General features: G+C 41.8%; 14 protein-coding genes. 11 read left to right on the top strand and 3 right to left on the bottom strand.

What is annotated here, in order from left to right; genetic code table 11:
* The first annotated feature begins 16 nt into the window (after positions 1-16).
* The 9 genes from mutL to radA all read left to right on the top strand — a co-directional run bounded on the left by mutL (position 17) and on the right by radA (position 10,351).
* Entirely contained in the window at positions 17-1,822 is a 1,806-nt protein-coding gene (mutL, locus tag JMY09_RS02840; RefSeq protein WP_201622079.1) for a DNA mismatch repair endonuclease MutL, read from the top strand.
* A 126-nt stretch (positions 1,823-1,948) separates the two neighbouring features.
* Positions 1,949-3,028 (top strand): tRNA (adenosine(37)-N6)-dimethylallyltransferase MiaA, encoded by a 1,080-nt coding sequence (miaA, locus tag JMY09_RS02835; RefSeq protein WP_379606639.1) that lies wholly within the window; start codon positions 1,949-1,951, stop codon positions 3,026-3,028.
* 790 nt (positions 3,029-3,818) lie between these two features.
* On the top strand, positions 3,819-4,391 hold the full coding sequence (gene hfq / locus JMY09_RS02830; protein WP_201622077.1) for an RNA chaperone Hfq: 573 nt from the start codon (positions 3,819-3,821) through the stop codon (positions 4,389-4,391).
* Positions 4,392-4,596: 205 nt separating this feature from the next.
* On the top strand, positions 4,597-5,589 hold the full coding sequence (locus tag JMY09_RS02825; RefSeq protein ID WP_201622076.1) for a KpsF/GutQ family sugar-phosphate isomerase: 993 nt from the start codon (positions 4,597-4,599) through the stop codon (positions 5,587-5,589).
* A gap of 110 nt (positions 5,590-5,699) precedes the next feature.
* Entirely contained in the window at positions 5,700-6,245 is a 546-nt protein-coding gene (locus JMY09_RS02820; protein ID WP_201622075.1) for a KdsC family phosphatase, read from the top strand.
* Between the two features lie 205 nt (positions 6,246-6,450).
* Positions 6,451-7,035, top strand: coding sequence for an LPS export ABC transporter periplasmic protein LptC (lptC, locus tag JMY09_RS02815; protein WP_201622074.1), 585 nt, complete (start codon positions 6,451-6,453; stop codon positions 7,033-7,035).
* Between the two features lie 150 nt (positions 7,036-7,185).
* Positions 7,186-7,713, top strand: coding sequence for a lipopolysaccharide transport periplasmic protein LptA (gene lptA / locus JMY09_RS02810; protein WP_201622073.1), 528 nt, complete (start codon positions 7,186-7,188; stop codon positions 7,711-7,713).
* A gap of 219 nt (positions 7,714-7,932) precedes the next feature.
* Entirely contained in the window at positions 7,933-8,643 is a 711-nt protein-coding gene (gene lptB / locus JMY09_RS02805; RefSeq protein WP_201622170.1) for an LPS export ABC transporter ATP-binding protein, read from the top strand.
* A 265-nt stretch (positions 8,644-8,908) separates the two neighbouring features.
* On the top strand, positions 8,909-10,351 hold the full coding sequence (gene radA / locus JMY09_RS02800; protein ID WP_201622072.1) for a DNA repair protein RadA: 1,443 nt from the start codon (positions 8,909-8,911) through the stop codon (positions 10,349-10,351).
* A gap of 207 nt (positions 10,352-10,558) precedes the next feature.
* Here radA and JMY09_RS02795 read toward each other — a convergent pair whose 3' ends face one another.
* Both JMY09_RS02795 and rodA read right to left on the bottom strand, forming a co-directional pair.
* Complete coding sequence (locus JMY09_RS02795) at positions 10,559-11,173, bottom strand: septal ring lytic transglycosylase RlpA family protein (RefSeq protein ID WP_201622071.1); 615 nt, start codon at positions 11,171-11,173, stop codon at positions 10,559-10,561.
* A 999-nt stretch (positions 11,174-12,172) separates the two neighbouring features.
* On the bottom strand, positions 12,173-13,315 hold the full coding sequence (gene rodA, locus JMY09_RS02790) for a rod shape-determining protein RodA (RefSeq protein ID WP_201622070.1): 1,143 nt from the start codon (positions 13,313-13,315) through the stop codon (positions 12,173-12,175).
* 306 nt (positions 13,316-13,621) lie between these two features.
* Here rodA and JMY09_RS02785 point away from each other — a divergent pair, with 306 nt between their 5' ends.
* Both JMY09_RS02785 and JMY09_RS02780 read left to right on the top strand, forming a co-directional pair.
* The gene (locus JMY09_RS02785) at positions 13,622-14,563 is read left to right on the top strand and encodes a D-Ala-D-Ala carboxypeptidase family metallohydrolase (RefSeq protein WP_320157827.1); all 942 of its coding nucleotides are present in this window, start codon (positions 13,622-13,624) and stop codon (positions 14,561-14,563) included.
* Positions 14,564-14,981: 418 nt separating this feature from the next.
* On the top strand, positions 14,982-15,545 hold the full coding sequence (locus tag JMY09_RS02780; RefSeq protein ID WP_201622069.1) for a hypothetical protein: 564 nt from the start codon (positions 14,982-14,984) through the stop codon (positions 15,543-15,545).
* A 30-nt stretch (positions 15,546-15,575) separates the two neighbouring features.
* Here JMY09_RS02780 and JMY09_RS02775 read toward each other — a convergent pair whose 3' ends face one another.
* Positions 15,576-17,069, bottom strand: coding sequence for a M16 family metallopeptidase (locus tag JMY09_RS02775; RefSeq protein ID WP_227677123.1), 1,494 nt, complete (start codon positions 17,067-17,069; stop codon positions 15,576-15,578).
* Positions 17,070-17,105 lie beyond the last annotated feature (36 nt).

Below are 17,105 nucleotides of genomic sequence, written 5' to 3'. Positions count from 1 at the left end.
ACGCTATTGGATAAATATGTTAGATAATCCGTTAAGTATCACTATCTCAAGTACACGCATCAAAAAGCTATCACCGCTGTTGATTAATCAACTATCCGCTGGTGAAGTAGTCACTCGTCCGGCAGCAGTAGTCAAAGAGCTGCTAGAGAATGCCATTGATGCGAAGGCCACTCATATTGAGGTGCGTATCACTCAAGGTGGTATGGGTATGATCGAAGTCGTGGACAACGGCGTTGGTATCCATCCTGATGATATGGTGATGGCGATCACCCGTCATGCCACTAGCAAAGTCGCTGATATTGCTAATCTGCAAGGTATTAGTACCCTAGGGTTTCGCGGCGAGGCATTGGCGGCAACAGCTGCAGTTTCGCGCTTAACCTTGATTAGTAGTCACGATGACAGCGGAGTAGGTCGCCAGCTGCAAGTTACAGGTGTATTAGCGCAAGCGCCTAAGCTATTACCGGTAGTGCACAATCGCGGTACCACCATCACAGTTAAAGATCTATACTTTAACGTGCCAGCGCGGCGTGGCAATCTTAAGTCTATTGCGACTGAGTTTGCCCATATCGAGACTATCGTCCGTGAGGTGGCTTTAGCTTATGCTGATGTTACGCTCAATCTATTTCATGACCACAAAAAACGCTTGTCGCTATCGGCTAGTACCAGTAATAGTACCAGTATAAGCCTGAGTCCAGTCTCTAGCTTAAGCTCTATCAGCAGTACTCATAGCCGTCTGCCTCTAGCTAGACTTGAGCAGGCGCTTGGCATAGCCCTGACTGATGATGCGCTGCAAGTTAATGTTGATTTAACCGCGCTCGTTCAACAGACTTCAGCATCTACGCAGCAGCAGTCAGCAAGTATTAATGGTTGGTTATGGCCAATTAGCGAGAGTGACGCTCTTAATAACTCCTTGCCAAAGCTGTTGTATATCAATGGTCGTTTAGTCAAAGAGCAGCTAATTAGTAATCAGTTACGTCAGCTTGCGCAAAGCGCTCAGTTTAATCATATTGGTTATGCACTGTACTTTGAGCTGCCGCTGCACTGGCTCAACCTTAATGTTCATCCTACTAAACAGCGTATTAAGATTAGCTCCTTGAATAACATCATGGCGCATCTGAGTCATGCTATAAGCCTAAAGCTCAAAGGCATCGGCTCTAGTAACAGTGGTTCTATTGCCATTAAGCAACTAGATACTAAGCAATCGGCAACTCAGTCGCAGTCTTTAACTGGCCATTTAACAAGCTCCGCAGATCGAGATCCTGTTAAATACCCTGCAAAAGGTAATGGTTCGATAGGGCCGTTATGGTTCCAACAATCATCAGCACAGCTTGTGCAAGAACCGACAGCGTATTATCAGCACTCGCAAGCACCACTGTCATCAGCAGCGACGGTAACTACTGATTTATCTACTACTAATTCACCTATTACTACCGCAGCTACTACAAGCAAGCTTGTGGATTTACCGCAGTGTTTAGACGTTATCGATAACGTGGAGCAACAACTGGTCCTAAATAAAAAGAATAGCCTAAGTAGACAACCTTGGCTATTATTTTATACCAAAGGTAAACTAACCTTGGTTAGTCAACAGCAATGGCAAGCTAGTTTAGCTCTATTGTTCAGCTCACATTCATCTGCAAGCTATCCTGTACTAGCGGACGCCGCTAGTGTTAATCAGCAACTAGCTTATTATATTGAGCAAATGTCGCAGGCAGACGCGCTAGCCTTTAAAGTCGATATTGAGCAGATAGTTACTTTGCAAGCGCTAAAATCTATAGAGCGCTCGCAATTAATAGCATTGATGCTATCATCTCCTTCCTGTTAATCGATTTTTATGACCTGCAAAGGCAAGCTTATGCACCCTTTATCTGCCAATTCATCCCACACCAGTTTTGGTACAGCTGCTAATACCGCCTTGACGGCGTTGCCTAATAACAGCGTAGTTTGTTTGATGGCGCCGACGGCGAGTGGTAAGACAGCGTTGGCGTATGAGCTCTATGAAAGTGGGCGCTATGAACTGATTTCAGTGGACTCAGCACTAGTATATCGAGATATGAATATCGGTACCGCTAAGCCTACAGTGACTGAGCTAAAGCGCTATCCGCATCACTTAGTGGATATCATTGATCCCACCCAAAGTTATAGCGTGGCTGAATTTGTCAGCGACGTCGCTGGACTGATCGATACCTGTCATCAAGCTGGCAAGATACCGTTATTGGTTGGCGGCACTATGATGTATTACATGGCGCTACTCGAAGGATTGTCTCCTGTACCTGATAGCGATGACAAAGTACGTCAGCAAGTTGAGCAATGGCGACAGGAGGCGGGGATTGAGGCGTTGTATGCCTACTTAGGTGAGGTAGATGCTGTGACGCATGCCCGTTTAAAGCCTAGCGATACTCAACGTATTACTCGGGCGCTTGAAGTTTATCAACAGACTAATATACCGATCAGTGAATGGCAACAACAGCCTAAGCAAGCGTTAGCAGACAATCCCAAGCAACAGTGGCAAGTACTAGCAGTGATGCCTGATCGTCCGTGGTTGCATCAGCGCATCGGTCAACGCCTCGATGTCATGTGGAATGACGGACTAGTCGCCGAAGTGATTGCCTTGCTTGAGCGCTATCCGTTAACCCCAAGCATGCCTGCTATGCGTTGTGTTGGCTATCGGCAAGTGCTCGAGTATTTGGTACGTATCGACCACCCAGTATTGGCTCAAGCACATTTGGACCGAAATCAGTTTTATCGGGCTTTTGAGCAAAACGACGCCAATCAGCTATTAATAACAGCGGATTTATTGCCTACAGCTGAGAACAATACCAAGGCCTTAGAGGCTACGATTGAGGCAGTTGCTTGTCAAGAAATGCAAAATAAGGCATTATATGCCACAAGGCAACTAGCAAAGCGCCAGTGCACTTGGCTACGTAAATTGACTCAGTTACAGTCCACTACTAGCGAGAGTGAGCTGAGAATAAATATACAAGTTTTTAGCAACATGGCACAGGCTGCCGCTAGCTTGCATAAGGCGTGAGAGCAAGGCTGGTTAATACATTGGCGCTGATACGGCATGCTTTAATTCGTGATAGTAAGCGGACAAGAAGTTGCAAATAAGAGCCTTAACAGCTGTTATAATTATCAGCGTTTAAAGACTCAACTAGCAGTATTTTGCTATCTGCTTATAATATGAGCTAATAAATACTATCGACTGCTAGATGGCAATAGCAGCTGGAAACAAGTGGTTACTTAATACCCTTACAATAGTATTATATTAACGATAGAGTAGCCTAGCTTAAGCTCTATTAAGCATTGAAAAATAACAGCTTACAAATAGGGGCTTAAAAATAGCCAGTGTTACTAGTTACTATTTTAGCAAAACTATATTTTTAGCAAAGCTATAGTGCAGAAAAAGTGCAAGTGAATTGACGCTTTGCTTAGTATGGATAGCTGAATTGGCTACACAATTCTTAAAAATAGAGGCAGTTAGTTTTAGTAGCTCCTATTTATAGTAGCTCGTAACCATAGTCACTGCTATTATTTAAGGTTCAACAGGATATAAAAAAGTACTTGCTTATTTAGATACGATTTACCTATAAAAAATATTTTGTTAGATACGTATAACCATTATAATTACTAGTGCAGGGCTATAAAATATTCAAGATAATTGATATTTAATAACTATTTAATATTAATATCGATTATTGTTATTTAGTAATCATCCTCTAAATATGATATCAGAAGCATTGTTCAGCTTTGGTACTTAATGATTAGCATTCGAAACTGAGTATTCACAATATAATTATATAATAATTAGGAGAGATTTCATGTCAAAAGGACAAACTTTACAAGATCCGTTCTTGAACTCACTGCGCAAAGACCGCATTCCTGTTTCTATTTTTTTGGTTAATGGTATTAAGTTACAAGGTCAAATCGAGTCGTTTGATCAATATGTAGTGTTATTGAAGAATACGGTGAGTCAGATGGTGTATAAGCATGCCATTTCTACAGTAGTGCCAGCACGCAATCCACGTACTAGTACTTCTACCACCACAACTACTGGCAGTGTGCCGCCATCAAGTACACCTAGCAGCTATCAAGGTAGTAATCCTAGTAGTGGTTTTGAGCGTGGCAGTAGTCCTAGCACTCCTGCAAGTAATAGCGGTAATGGCTTTGAAGAGCGTGGCTTTGGCTCTAATCGTAGTGGTTTTAATCGCGGTGGCTTTAATCAAGGACAAGATCGCGGTTTTGAGCGCGGTGGTTTTGGACAAGAGCGTGGTTTTGAGCGTGGCGGTTTCGGACAAGAGCGCGGTTTTGAAAGTCCTGCAGATGATTCAGGATTTGAAAACAAGCCTGATGACAGCTTGGATAATAATTCTCCAGGCTCAGACAATAGTTAGTAGCTTTCAAAACTGCATAGCGGTTAACCTAATAATTGTACGCATTGAACCTACTATTGTAATAGTAGGTTTTTTTGTGCTTTGATTAGAGCATGTTGAGCATTCACAGTATCTAAATATAGTTACTCTAATATCCGTAGCTATTTATATTAGCGTGATTATAGTAAAATACACTATCGATCACTAATAAATCTTGAGTTAATTTATGAGCCATCCGAATCGATCTTTAAGCCACGACCAATATATTACTACCGCCATTGAAGCTATCAATACTGAGCGTGCAGCGCTAACCATTTTGACTGAGCAGATAGATGATCGTTTTGCTCAAGCTTGTGATGTTATTTTAGACTGCACTGGCCGAGTAGTAGTCACTGGTATGGGTAAATCCGGATTGATCGGTCGCAAAATAGCGGCAACCTTTGCTTCTACAGGTACTCCAGCATTTTTTATGCATCCTGGCGAAGCGGGTCATGGTGATTTAGGCATGCTAGTCAAAGGGGATGTGCTTTTAGCCATTTCTAATTCTGGTGAGTCTGATGAGATAAGAACTTTATTACCGGTGGTCAAACATTTAGGTATTCCGCTGATTAGCATTAGTCGAGATCAGCGCGGGATGTTACCTAGTGCGGCCGATATAGTGCTCACTTTAGGTCATTCACAAGAAGCCTGTCCGCTCAATTTGGCGCCGACTTCGAGTACTACGGCGACTTTGGCATTGGGTGACGCTTTGGCAGTAGCCTTAGTTCATGCGCGTGGTTTTACCTCAGAGGATTTTGCCTTATCGCATCCAGCAGGAGCGCTAGGCCGTCAGCTATTGACTCGAGTTGAAGACTTGATGCATCCTAGCTCTGAGAACTTACCTTTAGTTAATCAGCGTGCGTTACTACAAGAGGCATTATTCACTATGAGTAATGGTCGTTTGGGCATGACAGTAGTGACAGATGATGATAATAAGGTCGTCGGAGTGTTTACTGATGGTGATCTACGCCGTGGACTGGAAAAAGGGATTACTCTAAATACCCCAGTGAGTACAGTGATGACTACTCAGCCACGCCAAGTCAATAAAACTATGCGTGCCTCTGATGCTTTGAGCTTGATGAATGAGAATGCTATTAGTCAGCTGTTAGTGATGGATGAGCAGAATCATTTAGAGGCGATTATTACTGTCCATGATTTGCTGCAAGCGGGCGTCAAGTAGAGATGTAGTGCCTAGACAGGCATTTATGCGGGCAGCCATTAGCGTGATAATAACCGCTACTATTAATAGCTTATTTTGCTAACTATAATTACAATTATAAGAGACGAATTATGCAGGATTTAATCAAAAAAGCTGGTCAGGTAAAGCTGTTGGTACTAGACGTCGATGGTATACTGTCTAACGGCCAGATAATTTATGATGCTAATGGTGTCGAGACTAAAGCGTTTTCAGTACAAGATGGTGTTGGCATTAAGTCGCTCGCACGCTACGGTATTTTGACAGCGATTATCACTGGACGTAATAGCCCAATGGTTAATAAACGGGCTACTGAAATAGGCATTGATTATGTGGTGCAGGGCCGTGATGATAAGCTTATTGCGCTCACTGAGTTATTAGCAAGCTTAGATCAACAGCTTAATATCAGTGCAGCCGACTGTGCTTATATGGGTGATGATTTGCCAGATATAAAAGCGATGCAAACCGTTGGTTTTGCAGCGACAGTACCTAATGCGCACTCTGAGGTGATCAATCGTAGCGATATGGTAACCACCCGCGCTGGTGGTTACGGCGCAGTACGTGAAGTCTGTGATCTAATATTAAAAGGTCACGGTCACTACCAAGACTTTATCGGTCAGTTTAGCTTAGATGATCGCTAACCATGGGTAGATAACCGCAAAAATGCTACTGGCTATTAATAAGGGGCGTGGTAGATACTACAAGATTATTTGTAATGGTTATGAGTACTAACTATTGGCACTTATTATCAGTACTAGTATTAGTACTAGCAGTCGCTTAATAAGATATATTTTTAACTTGAATGGGCTACAGTATGACCCAAGCCTACATACAGGATAAGCCGTTTTGAATACTCGTGTGTTAATCGTTTTAGCTTTGATCATCGCCGGTATCGCTGGTTGGTTCTTCCAACAGCAAGGCAAGATTTCACCGCCGATGAATATAGAAGCCTCAGAAGTTGACTATGAAGCTACGGATATAAAGGCGGTGCAGACTAATGAGCAAGGGGAAACAGAGTATGAGCTGAAGGCTACTTCACTCACTCATAACCCCAAAACCAATGAAGATGTGATGTCTGGAATTACCATGAACTGGAAGCCATCAGATAAGCAGCGCTATATTATCCAATCGGGTACCGCGACTATCAGTCAAGAATCTGGTGATTTGCATTTATATAATGGTTTTAGCTTAGTTAGCGAAGATAAGACTGCTACTACTAAGATCGAACCGATCAAAGTGACAGGACAAGCGCTAAAAGGCAATACTAAATCAAGACAAGTCTATAGCGAGCAACCGGTGAAAGTAGAGCAAGGACTCAATCGTTTTGAAGCCTCTAGTATGACCGCTAATTTAGAGACAGGTGAATACGAATTTGGACAAGTAGCGGTGACATTCACTCCAGCTAAACGTCAAGACAAATCGCTATTTTGATACACAATGTCTTTAAAGTAAGTAGTCGTTCTTTTACTAAAAGCTCAGCCTAAAAACAGCTACTAGCATCACCTTAGCAGACCCCATTACTAATTACAGAATCCATTATAGAACCAATTACAGAACCAATTACATAAAGAGTAACCATTTATGAAATCAACAATGTTGTCTGCTACACGCCCGCTGTCAATAGTCATGCTATTAACACTACCTTTGTATAGCCATGCCTTGCCTTCAGATGCAAATCAGCCCATTAAGCTATTAGCAGACAAAGCGACTTATAGTGAGCGTACAGGGGTTACTAGCTATTCTGGTACAGTGGTTATTACTCAAGGTACCTTTAAGATGACGGCAGATAATATCACTGTCAACTTATCGCAAGGGCGCAGCATCAACTCAGCAGTAGCCACAGGGCGTCCAGCGACTATGCAGCAAGTCGTCACTCAAGAAAAGGGGTTGGCTAAAGGCCAAGCTAATAACATCGACTACAATGCGCTCAATGGTATTGTTACTTTGACAGGCAATGCTAAGCTAGTACAAAACGGCGCTAGTTTTGCAGGTAACGTCATTCGTTATAGTCTCAAGGCTGGCGATGTAGAAGCAACGGCTGGTGGCAATCAACGTGTTGAGTTGGTATTCCCACCTAACGCTAATAGTAGTCAGAGCAGCTTACGTTAACTTGAAACTTGATTTTTGCTACTAGGCTACAGCCAGCAGCACTGCTAATATTGCCCTGTTTTACGTCCTATTATCAATACCAGCATGAGTATAAGTATGAATGATGACCGCAACCTCTCTAGCCATCCTGATTCTTTAGTATCTGAACTGGGCACACAGCAATTGGATAGTAATAAGCTTTTAGCCGATGACAATAGCGAGTCACGCATACGTTTAGTCATGCAAAACTTAGGCAAGCGCTACAACAAGCGCTGGGTGGTCAAAGATGTTTCTTTCTCTGTGGAGCAAGGCCAAGTAGTAGGGTTGTTAGGGCCGAACGGTGCTGGCAAGACTACTAGCTTTTATATGGTAGTAGGCTTAGTCAATATGGATAAAGGTCGTGTCACTTTGGGCAAGATGGATTTGTCCAAATATGCTATGCATGAGCGCGCACGTGCTGGTATTGGTTACTTACCACAAGAGGCTTCTATCTTTCGTAAGCTATCTATTGAAGATAATATTTTAGCTATATTGCAGACTCGTAAAGAGCTGTCCGCTAGTGCTCAACGTGAAGAGCTTGAAAAACTCATCAACGAGTTCAATCTACAGCATGTGCGTAAATCGTTAGGGATGAGTGTATCAGGAGGCGAGCGTCGTCGTTGTGAGATTGCTCGTGCCTTAGCTGCTGACCCTAAGTTTATTCTATTGGATGAGCCGTTTGCTGGGGTTGATCCTATTTCAGTAGGTGACATAAAAGATGTGATCTTAGCGCTAAAAAATCGCGGTATTGGGGTACTTATTACTGATCATAACGTCCGTGATACTCTAGCTATTTGTGAGAAAGCTTATATAGTCTCAGAAGGGGCGATCATTGCTGAAGGCAAACCACAAGATATCTTGGATAATGAGCTAGTAAAAAGTGTCTACTTAGGTAAAGACTTTCAGGCCTAAATTTATTTACTGCGTTGATTTTATTCTGCATCAAACTCTAGTTTTATGATGGTTTGTTAATAGTATCCTAAACGATGCTTCAGCCTAGCTTATAGAGGCTGAGCATCGCATAAAACTTCACCCTTCCGTTTTTATCAGCGTCATATCCTTATCGCTGCTCTCACAATACTTATTAATTATTTTATTGACTAGATAGCTTGATAAGTGGCTTTACTTAATTTGTCACTTTCTTAATTTTTTATAATTTTTATAAGGCTTAACGACTATGGCAAAAAATACTAGTAGCTATGTTTGCCAGCATTGCGGTGCTCATTTTGGTAAATGGGCAGGACAGTGCTCTGATTGCGGCGAATGGAATAGCTTAGTCGAAGCACCCAATGTCAGTATGCCGCACCATAATAAAAAAACCCCTAAACCCGCACCTCGTGCAGCGCCTCGTAATGCTGATGCTAATAGCTCAACCACTGGCAATTATTCAGGCACTCACAGTGCGGTCATGCCTCTGAATGCAGTTAGCGTCACTTTAGATTCGCGTATGTCGACGGGTATCAGTGAGTTCGATCGGGTGCTAGGGGGCGGCTTAGTCGCCGGCTCCGTAGTATTGATAGGTGGTGATCCGGGTATCGGCAAATCTACTATCTTGCTACAAACCGCAACCAATATGGCCAAGGTTGATTCGTTGGCGGGTAGCGCCTTGTATGTCACTGGTGAGGAATCATTAGCGCAAGTCGCTATGCGCGCTAAACGCTTGGATCTACCAGCGGACAGATTGCGAGTATTAGCAGAGACTAATGTAGAGACTATCTGTGCTGCTCTAACGCAAGAGCAACCGGCTATCGCTATCATCGACTCTATTCAAACTATCTATACTGATGCCATTAATTCAGCGCCAGGTGGGGTGAGTCAAATTCGTGAGTCTGCAGCTATCTTAACTCGCTATGCTAAGCAAACGGGCACAGCATTATTCTTGGTAGGTCATGTAACCAAAGAAGGTACGCTGGCAGGACCTAGAGTACTTGAGCACATGGTCGATACTGTACTGTACTTTGAGGGTCAGTCTGATTCGCGCTTTCGGATGATTCGGGCGGTAAAAAACCGTTTTGGTGCGGTCAATGAGCTGGGTATCTTTGGTATGACGGATATGGGTCTTAAAGAAGTTGCTAACCCTTCAGCGATATTTTTAAGCCGTTATGACAAGCCAGTTGCAGGCTCAGTGGTGATGGTCAGTCGTGAAGGCACGCGTCCACTATTAGTAGAAGTACAAGCCTTGGTTGATGACTCACAAGGACAGCCACGACGTATGGCTTTGGGGCTTGATTTTCAGCGCATGTCGATGTTGTTAGCGGTTATGCACCGTCACGGCGGTATCCATACTAGCGGGCAAGATGTCTATGTGAACGTAGTAGGTGGGGTAAAGGTTATAGAAACCGGCTCTGATTTGGCAGTGTTATTAGCTTGCGCTTCTAGCATCAAAGAGCGAGCGCTGCCTTCCTCACTAGCAGTATTCGGTGAAGTAGGGTTGTCTGGCGAGATACGGCCAGTACCTAATGGTCAAGAGCGTTTAAAAGAAGCTATGAAACATGGCTTTACTCATGCCATCGTGCCCAAATCTAATGCACCAGCTGCTAATTCAGCCCAATTTAAAGGTATCACTATTATCGCCGTAGAGCGCTTGGATGATGCTATAGAAAAGGCCTTTGAGCTGTAGTGATTATAGTTCCACTGTTGCTAGCTTTTATAAGTAATGCTTTAAGGACTTGTCCGATAGCGACTACTATTAGATAAGGTCTTAAAACAGAAAAACCGCCAAACTTTTCTGTAAGCTTGGCGGTTTTTCTTTAAGTATTGCTTTGCTATTAGCACTTATTAACAGTCTAAAAATATTAATAATATAAAAATATTAATAGTCTAAAGACTAGGGTCCTGCAACACGCTCAATAGAAACGTTACCAACCCCTTTACTAGTGATACCTAACTGTTTAGCAGCACCGTAAGATAAATCTAACACACGGTTACCACTAAATGGACCACGGTCATTAACTTTTACTACTACAGTTTTACCATTGGTTTTGTTAGTGACTTTGACATAACAGTTCAAAGGTAATGAACGATGCGCCGCAGTCAAACCATTCATATCAAAAGTATCACCACTGGCGGTTTTACGACCATGGAATTTACGACCATACCAAGAAGCGAGACCAGTCTGCTTAAATTTACTCACTGAATTAGACGCAACTGCTGTCAGACGTTCCAACACATCTTCATCATTGCTGAGTCCAGTGGAGTTACTGGCCAATAGTGAACTATTAAGAGCCAAAGAGCTTGGCTGACGTGCAGATTTTACTAAACTTGATGCATTGTCATGCTGGCGAGTAAGTTCACCGAGTACACGATCAATATGCGAGGCGTTATCTTGAGAAAAGTTGGCAAGCGTAGTTTTTGCTTCGGCGGCATTAGCGCTAGACGCCATTGTTGAGCCAGCGAACAAAAATACTGACGCGGTAAGAAGACCAGATAAACGCTTATTCATATATATACCTCTGTAACCTAGATTATAAATTCTAATTAATGATCAGCTATGACTTATTATGTAGGACAAGTTGAGCTATTCTGCACTTTTATTCTAACCATTACCGATTAAGTTTATAGATAGAGAGTACAAAATATAATTAGTTTTAACTTTTAGGTAAGTTTTATAATTCGCTCATCGATGTTGCTAAATCATCAATCGTATAAAAACCAGTATTGCTGCTTATATTACTGCCGTTATAAACGCTTGATTAGTTAAACTCTGAGAAATTTCAAAGGCTAACTATACTGATGAGCTCTGACTTGAATATAATTAATTGCTAACTTTATTAGTAGATCTGTATAGGTTCTGTAGCTAAATACTCTAACAGAGGTTAACGCAATTTTTTGTAAATAACAAGCTTTAGAATCTACAAGCATCAATCAACAATAAATAGTAAACCGATGAATTGCAGCAGGAGTAACTACTATCTAAAGTGAATAATAACAACAACTTGTCTAAAAAAATAACGAAAAAAACAGGGTGAAAAGGCGCTTACAAATTCAATAAATATTAATACCAATAAAGGTCTAAATAGTTTTATTAGTTATGCTGGTGCGCTGAGCAAAGATCATCATACGACTAATATTAATATAAAGCTACTAAGATAATTTATCTTGTTAATGATTAATAGTTCTCATGGCTAAGTGATTGAATTCATTAAGTTATATCTATGAACTGGCTCTAAATATAAGCAGGTTATATAGACTTTTTTTGGCAATATGTATATATATTTACAACAAAAAGCCCATAGTATATTTAGTGCTAAGCACTCAGAAAATGACTAAAAATCTTTTATCACCGTTTTTTAACAAAAAAACGCCAGTTTTAAATACACTTATAGCCGATTTTTTGACTTGTAAAGGTTAAACATGACTCTATTTAAATAGCGACTTAAGCAGCTGTTTAATTAACAGGGAAAGAGTCAAAACTAGCAGCTATTTAGGGGGATGAGTAAAGCTACTCAGGCCTATGAGTATGGATGGACATTAGCAATCCGAAGCCTGCCATTAAGGTGACAATAGCAGTACCACCATAGCTTATGAAGGGCAGTGGAACGCCTACTACTGGTAAAATCCCGCCAACCATGCCCACATTTACAAAGACATAAACGAAGAATGACATAGCGACAGCTCCTGCTAATAATCGGCTATAAGTATCAGGATGAGTAAAGGCGATATATAGCGAACGACTTAGTAAACAGGCATAAAAAAACATTAGTAATATTACCCCCAATAGCCCGAATTCTTCAGAAAATGCCGCTATGATAAAGTCAGTATGACCTTCGGGCAAGAAGTGCAAATGCGATTGAGTACCGTCTAAATAGCCTTTGCCAGTCAGACCCCCTGACCCTATAGCGGTTTTGGATTGGATGATATTCCAGCCAGCACCTTGAGCATCACCTTCAGGATTAAAGAGCGTTAATACGCGAGTGCGCTGATAGTCATGTAATAAGAACTGCCAAGCAATAGTGACTATGGGTACAGATAAAGCCAAGGCACCAGCGATCATCCACCAAGATAAACCTGCCAAAAATAATACAAACAATCCGCTTGCGGCTACTAATAGTGAAGTACCTAAATCCGGTTCTTTAGCTATTAATAACACTGGTATGATAATAAGTACTAGAACAATCCCCACACTGGAAAAGCTTGGTGGTAGATCGCGTTTGGATAAAAACCAAGCACACATCATAGGCATACCCAGCTTCATAAACTCTGAGGGTTGTACACTGCCAAATCCTGGCAAGTTTATCCAGCGCTGCGCGCCCATGCGAACTTCACCAATAATATCTACGAGTACTAGCAGTAGTAAACCCAATACATAAAAGATAGGGGTTAGAGTACGATAAACGCTAGGTGGAATCTGTGCCATAACAAACATAACTATGAAGGCTACACCATAACTAACTATTTGGCGCAAGACCATAGCATTGTCTTGAATCGAGGCGCTATATAAAATCGTCAAACCAATGCAGCAGATGGATAGTAACAACAACGTCAACCAAGGATCTATGTGAATCCTTTGCCACAAAGTCGGCTCAGAATGTTGACCAAGATGGTGACTTTGACGAGAAAATCTGTATTGCGGGTTAGAAGACATAGGCAAAATTTAGCTTAAAATATGGTTATAAAAAAAGTGAAGTCAATACAAAGAGCGTATTAACCAAAACGTAGTCAATTGAGAGCATAACAGTAAAATTGGGTAAACCGTAAAAAAACCCCTATACGCTCGAGCTTAAATCCTCCTAAAAAGTAACTTTAGCGTAATAAAGTAACGTCATTATAAAACCTATTAGCATTAGTGTTAATAACAAACCCTCTAAGGCTAATTAACTGGCGATAGTTTAGCCTGCCTGTGAAAAATTTGATAATATCGATGAGATGTTTTTAGTGGTAGTTACCGTCAATGAAAAATGTAAACAGTGGAATTAATGAATCAATGGTTTGGCAAGTGCCAACAGGACTAGCTGCGCGTGCTGCGTTAGCCTTTTTAGTCTGTACCACCAGTGTCAGTAGTTATGCGGCGGTATTGAGTGTCGATAACGAACGCCGGATACAAGTTCGTCAGGGTAATAATGATACTAGCAATGCTTATATAACCCCTGCACCATACCGCCAGCAGATAACTGGCGATAACATGCAAGGCCTTATCGAACAAAAACAGCGCCAATATGAATTCGATGCCAAGGTATCAATAGAAGAAAGTAAGCGGGTAAATGTTAACCCGCGTACCCCTAGCTACAATACTAGCTATAGCACCACTAATAATAGTTATAATACTAGCTATAACAACTTTAGTAGCATGGATTTCAATAGCTGGCTAAATAGCAACAGCTGGCGTGCGCAACAAGTAGCCAGCTATAAAAGTTATCTTATCTCAAGACTGGGGGCACGGAATGTTCCGCCACTTGAGCAGTTATTGACAACAGCTCGTAGCTGGGACAAATGTGGCTATGAGCCTTATCAGCTACCTCCGCAAGAGTTGTGGTCAAACATAGTACCGACGTTACGACTCTATAGTGACCTAAAAGCTCAAGGTATCTTGCCAGCTGGCACTGAGATACGGTCGGTATATCGTAGTCCAAGCCTTAATGCATGTGCGGGTGGTGCTGACGGCAGCAAGCACATGACTGCAGGTGCCATGGACATCTGGGTGCCTGAGTATGAGAGTAGTCCGTGGCGTCTTAGTAGTATGCAGGACAGTCTGTGTCAGTTTTGGCAGTATCAAGGCAATGCTTATAACTTTGGTTTAGGATTATATTCAACAGGGGCTATCCATTTAGATACTGAAGGCTATCGAAAGTGGGGTTTTCAACATGCCAGCAGCGCTTCAGCTTGTCGTTACTAGTGAGTGAGTTAGTGAAAGCTACTAACTCTAGCCATAGTTATAGGAGAGTAGCTGTCTATTTGAGTACCGCTATTTGGCTGCCACCATGATTGAGATTCATAATATAAATCATAGACTTAAGTCAGTTTTTCAGGATGTATATATTAGTAATTTATTAATAGGTATTTAGTACTGAACAGTCGGTATTGACTATTATTACCTAATATCAAGAAGTTATTTTCTATGCCATTAAAGGGTCACAATGACATATAAGTCATATATAACTATCAATATTTCAAACAAATGTGTTTAAATAGCCCGCAATAATGGGCTATTTTTTTAAGTTTTATTTATAGTTATAGCTTAGTAATAAGTATTTTTTATTAATAGAGTTGTTGACCTTAGAGTCATTTGATTACAATTATAATAAGTGATATCCATGAATGTATTAAGCTTAGGGCTGGCTGATAAAACCGTGCATCAGCAACAAAACTATTATCTATTAAAGGCCAAAGCACTGCGTTTAAGTTTACAGATGATTATAGTATCAGCGCTAGTGGCAACTTCTGGTTGTTTACCAGAGGATAAGGGCAAAGTTGTCGATAATGAAGCTGCACTCGGACAACAAAGAAAGCAAAATATGCAGGAGATAAAAAACAGCATTGATAACTCCTATGCACTTTTAGCCGCTAGACGTGCTGATATCTGCCCTAAGTTGCTGCAAAAGGATGTTGATACTAATGTTATAGAGCGAGTGCAGGAAGTCATGGTCGATGACTATTGTGAATATTATCTATATCCAAAAGTCGATCAACGTATAACCGTCGAGCTCAGCGATGATAAAATCGAAGCTTTATTGGTAGTACCCGAGTTACATAATTTCGCTGACGGCGACTATAAAGTACTCTCTTATGATAAGCATGTGATCCGTTTAGCCTATAACGGAGCTACCTATAAGCCTGAGCATTTTATGTATGACGTAGTCATTAAGCTTATAGACTAAATGACTACTCAATCAAACAGCGTTAAACCCCTATTGAGGTTTAGCGCTAGCTTGGTCCCAAGGGTTATCCTGTCCTACGGTGACGATCAAAAAATTATTAGGATCTAAAGTATCACGCAAGGTCTTATTCACCTCAGCGAGCTGCACATTATTGATCCGACTCATATAATTGGTTAAATAATCATCAGGCAGCTTATAGAAATTCATTGTCCCCAGCAAACCATTGATACCAATATTACTAGCAAAGCTCATCGGAAAGCTATTCTTTAAATTGTCTGTGGTCAGCTGCATCTCACTAGCCGTTATACCTTGCGCTAAAGTCTCATTAATCACCTTCAAACTAGCATCTATAGCCATACGCGCTTTGTCATTACGTGTCGAAAAGCTTATTTGATAAGGTCCACGAGTGAGCATAGGGCTCATCGAGCCTGATATCCCATAAGTATAGCCAAGGTTCTGTCTAATTTCAGTCATCAATCGAGCATTAAAATCGCCCCCTGCTAGTACTTCATTACCGACGGCAAAGTTAGTTTGTTGCTGTTGTTCTTTAGGATCAGTGGCGCGCTTACTGCCCAGCTGTCCCATTAGGACGGTAGTTTGGCTACTAGGAAAGTCAATATGAATATGCTGACCTTTGGTCAAAGCCTTAGGTTCAGCTAATACGCTGGCTGCTTGGCCTTTAGGTAAGTTTGCGGTAATATCTTCAGCGAGCTTTTTGGCTTGATCTATGCTCAAATTACCAGTTATGGCCAACGAAGCATTAGCGGCTACTAAATAACGATCTTTAAAAGCGATTAAGTCTTGTTGTTCGATACTAGGCACACTGGCAAGGGTGCCAGAGGAAGGGTGAGCATAAGGGTGCTTACCATACAATGCCTCGTTAAAAGCTAAGCTGGCAAGACTGCCGGGATCTTGTTTTTGTTGCTGAAGACCGACTAACAATCGCGCTTTATTACGCGCTAAAGTAGCTTTATCAAAACTAGGCTCAGTGAGCATCTGGGTCATCAAATCAACAGCTGGCAATAAATGTTCATCATCAGAGAGACTGCGCAGGGAGATAGTAAACATGTCTTTATAAGCGCTACTGCTTAGATCGATACCTAACGTCTCGACCGCCCGAGTAAAGTCATTCTCAGCTAGCTTTTTAGACCCTTGCGTCAACATAGTAGCGGTCATACTAGCAATACCAAAACCATCTGCACGTAGACTACCATCCCGCGCACTACCTGCATTAAAACGTAAATCAATATCGACGATCGGTAGAGCCGCTGCCCGTACGAAAGACACAGGAACGCCAGATTTGGTGTTGAAGTGCACAATACTTGGTACAGTAACTTTCAGCGGTTTGGCATTATTGATGCTAGTGAGCGTAGATAGGGCCGCAATAGGCGCACTGTTATCGATCATCGCTGGCACTCGATAGTCTGTAGCCTCTTCTGCTTGCGCTGGCATGGCCCAAGTTGTAAGTCCTATTAGCACTGCCATACTAACAGTGGATGCTGTGGTCATTTTTGTATTTTTCATTACTGTCATTATGTGGGTCGCCTCATAGCTTTTAAC

This window comes from Psychrobacter urativorans (assembly GCF_904846695.1).
Lineage (GTDB): Bacteria > Pseudomonadota > Gammaproteobacteria > Pseudomonadales > Moraxellaceae > Psychrobacter > Psychrobacter urativorans.
This window is presented reverse-complemented; position numbering and strand designations above follow the sequence as displayed.

What these genes read in the sequence shown, in the direction of transcription:
- mutL (WP_201622079.1), top strand. Translation starts at nt 17, where the DNA reads ATGTTAGATAATCCGTTAAGTATCACTATCTCAAGTACACGCATCAAA.
- miaA (WP_379606639.1), top strand. Translation starts at nt 1,949, where the DNA reads ATGGCGCCGACGGCGAGTGGTAAGACAGCGTTGGCGTATGAGCTCTAT.
- hfq (WP_201622077.1), top strand. Translation starts at nt 3,819, where the DNA reads ATGTCAAAAGGACAAACTTTACAAGATCCGTTCTTGAACTCACTGCGC.
- JMY09_RS02825 (WP_201622076.1), top strand. Translation starts at nt 4,597, where the DNA reads ATGAGCCATCCGAATCGATCTTTAAGCCACGACCAATATATTACTACC.
- JMY09_RS02820 (WP_201622075.1), top strand. Translation starts at nt 5,700, where the DNA reads ATGCAGGATTTAATCAAAAAAGCTGGTCAGGTAAAGCTGTTGGTACTA.
- lptA (WP_201622073.1), top strand. Translation starts at nt 7,186, where the DNA reads ATGAAATCAACAATGTTGTCTGCTACACGCCCGCTGTCAATAGTCATG.
- lptB (WP_201622170.1), top strand. Translation starts at nt 7,933, where the DNA reads ATGCAAAACTTAGGCAAGCGCTACAACAAGCGCTGGGTGGTCAAAGAT.
- radA (WP_201622072.1), top strand. Translation starts at nt 8,909, where the DNA reads ATGGCAAAAAATACTAGTAGCTATGTTTGCCAGCATTGCGGTGCTCAT.
- JMY09_RS02795 (WP_201622071.1), bottom strand. Translation starts at nt 11,173, where the DNA reads ATGAATAAGCGTTTATCTGGTCTTCTTACCGCGTCAGTATTTTTGTTC.
- rodA (WP_201622070.1), bottom strand. Translation starts at nt 13,315, where the DNA reads ATGTCTTCTAACCCGCAATACAGATTTTCTCGTCAAAGTCACCATCTT.
- JMY09_RS02785 (WP_320157827.1), top strand. Translation starts at nt 13,622, where the DNA reads ATGAAAAATGTAAACAGTGGAATTAATGAATCAATGGTTTGGCAAGTG.
- JMY09_RS02780 (WP_201622069.1), top strand. Translation starts at nt 14,982, where the DNA reads ATGAATGTATTAAGCTTAGGGCTGGCTGATAAAACCGTGCATCAGCAA.
- JMY09_RS02775 (WP_227677123.1), bottom strand. Translation starts at nt 17,069, where the DNA reads ATGAAAAATACAAAAATGACCACAGCATCCACTGTTAGTATGGCAGTG.